Below are 2,523 nucleotides of genomic sequence, written 5' to 3' on the forward strand. Positions count from 1 at the left end.
CATGAGAAACTGCTTTTCTAATATTTTTATTATTAAATGGTGGTTTAACTGTATTAAACCCTAAATAGTTCATTCCAAAACCATTCTCTTCTAAAAGTGTTAAATCTTTATTTGATTTAATTTGATTCAAATCAACTGGAGCTATATTTATTGCAATATCAACCTCACCTGTTTCAAGACCAATTACTCTACTACTAGCTTCAATCACAACTCTCATATTTACCTCATCAATATCTGATGCTCCTTTAAAATAATTTTCATTTTTAACTAAAATTACTCGATCACCAGGAGTCCAACTTTTAAATTTAAATGGACCTGTTCCAATTGGATTTTGTCCATATTTCTCTTTATTTTCATTTACAGCTTTTTCATTTAAAATAAAACTAGCTGGATGAGCTAAATGATGTAGCATTGGTGCAAAAGGATTACTTAATTCTACTTGAACTACATAATCTGATACTGCTATTATCTTTTTCATAGGTCCTACAATATGACTTACTCTTGGAGACTTTAACATTCTATTAAAAGTAAAAACTACATCACTTGCTTTTAACTCCTCTCCATTATGAAATTTTATTCCCTTTTTTAAAGTAAACTCATATTTTATAGGAGATATCTCTTCCCAGCTTTCTGCTAAACTTGGAACTATCTTTAAATTCTTGTCAACTCCAACTAAGTTATCATATATCTGCACCATTACTCCTGATGATGGACTATCATTTGTTGCATGAGGATCTAAACTTTTAGCATCAGCTGATTGAGCAACAATAAGAACTTTTTTTTCATTTTTTTTATTTTCTTTTTCACCACACCCTGTTAAAAGAAAAATTGTAGATAAAATAGATATAGCAATTCTTTTCATATATCTCCCCCTTATTACTATGTTATAATAATGAAAAATATATCATATTTTTCCAAATAAAATAAATACTAATTACTTAGTCTATTTATACTTAAAAAATATGAATCACGGGGGGAAAATGGAAATAAAACAACTTAAATATTTTTTAACAATAGCTAACGAAAAAAATATAACTAAAGCAGCTAAAAAACTTCATATATCTCAACCACCTCTTAGCCATCAACTTAAAATGCTAGAAGAAGAAATTGGAGCTCAACTTTTTAAAAGAACAACTAGAAAACTTGAAATTACAGAAGTTGGTGAATTTTTAAAAAATAGGTCTATTGAAATTATTGAACTTTTAGATAATGCTGTTAAAGAAATAAAAGATTTAAATAAGGAACTTCAAGGAGTTCTAAAAATAGGTTTTGTAGCTTCGTCGAGTGCTGCCTTACTTCCTAGTGTTATTCCTAAGTTTTCTCAAGATAATCCTGGAGTTAAATTTGAACTAAAAGAAGGAAGTACATATAAAATTTTAGATTTATTAATTCATGGAACTATTGAAATTGGAATTATTAGAACACCTTTTAATTCTGAAGATTTCGACTGTATCCATCTTTTTAAAGAGCCAATGATTGCTCTTGTAAATAAAGATAAATTTTTTACAGATTTAGATGAAATCAATATATCTCATTTAGAAAATAAACCTTTAATTATTGATAAAAGATTTAAAAAAATTATTGTTGAAGCTTGTTATCAAAAAGGATTTATTCCTAAAATTTTATTAGAGGGTGAAGATAGTAGATCTCTTATGAGTCTTGCTCAAAATGGGATGGGAATAGCTATAATTCCAGAAAGTTCAAAAAATCTTATATTTCATAAAAATGCAAAAATTTTAAATATTAAAAATAAAAGTTTAGAAACACAAATAGTTGTCGCTTGGTTAAGAAATAAAAATCTTTCTCAAGTCTCTCGGTATTTTTTAAATTATTTTTCACAAAAATAAAATTTCTATTGATTTTAATCTTTCTTTGGAGTATATAAAATACTTAAATATTTTAATAACTTAAAGGGGTGATTTTATGAAGGTATTAATCAACGCACTACTTATGCAAGTGGAAAAAAAAGAGATAGTCAAGGTTTTGAAGGAACAGATCACAATGAAAGAAACGATCCCTTAACTCCTGAAATGAGAGCTATTGATGCTATAAATCCTCAAGATATCACTTTTAAAGAAGCTTTAGATGCAGGAATTACAACTGTTGGAACAGGTCCTGGATCAGCAAATGTTGTCTGTGGACAATTTGCCTGTATTAAAACATTTGGTTCATCAATTGATAAGATGATATTAAAGTTTCCTATGGCCATGAAAATAGCCTTTGGTGAAAATGCTAAAACAAACTATAACGGTAAAAATAAAACTCCTGTTACAAGAATGGGAATCGCCTCTCTTCTTCGTGAATTATTACGTGAAACTATAGAATATAAAAATAATCCAAATAGAAAATTTAATGCTAAATTAGATGCTATGCTTCCTGTTATAAACAAAGAGATTCCTTTAAAAGCCCACGCTCATAGAGCTGATGATATTTTAACAGCAATTAGAATTGCAAAAGAGTTTAATGTTGATTTAACCTTAGAACACTGTACAGCTATTACAGAAATATTGGATGAAATTGCTG

Annotated in this window: 2 protein-coding genes and 1 pseudogene; 2 read left to right on the top strand and 1 reads right to left on the bottom strand. The window is 27.9% G+C overall.

The features are described 5' to 3' along the window. Positions 1-862: ABC transporter substrate-binding protein (locus Q0V09_RS10735; RefSeq protein ID WP_297489473.1), on the bottom strand; the 862-nt coding region annotated here is incomplete at its 3' end. Positions 863-980: 118 nt separating this feature from the next. On the opposite strand from Q0V09_RS10735, the gene Q0V09_RS10740 reads away from it, so the two are divergent. After that, positions 981-1,847 (top strand): LysR family transcriptional regulator, encoded by an 867-nt coding sequence (locus Q0V09_RS10740; RefSeq protein ID WP_297489476.1) that lies wholly within the window; start codon positions 981-983, stop codon positions 1,845-1,847. Positions 1,848-2,030: 183 nt separating this feature from the next. After that, positions 2,031-2,523, top strand: a pseudogene (locus Q0V09_RS10745) (amidohydrolase); the annotation flags it as partial.

It is taken from the genome of uncultured Cetobacterium sp. (genome assembly GCF_947039425.1).
In the GTDB taxonomy this organism is placed as follows: Bacteria; Fusobacteriota; Fusobacteriia; order Fusobacteriales; family Fusobacteriaceae; genus Cetobacterium_A.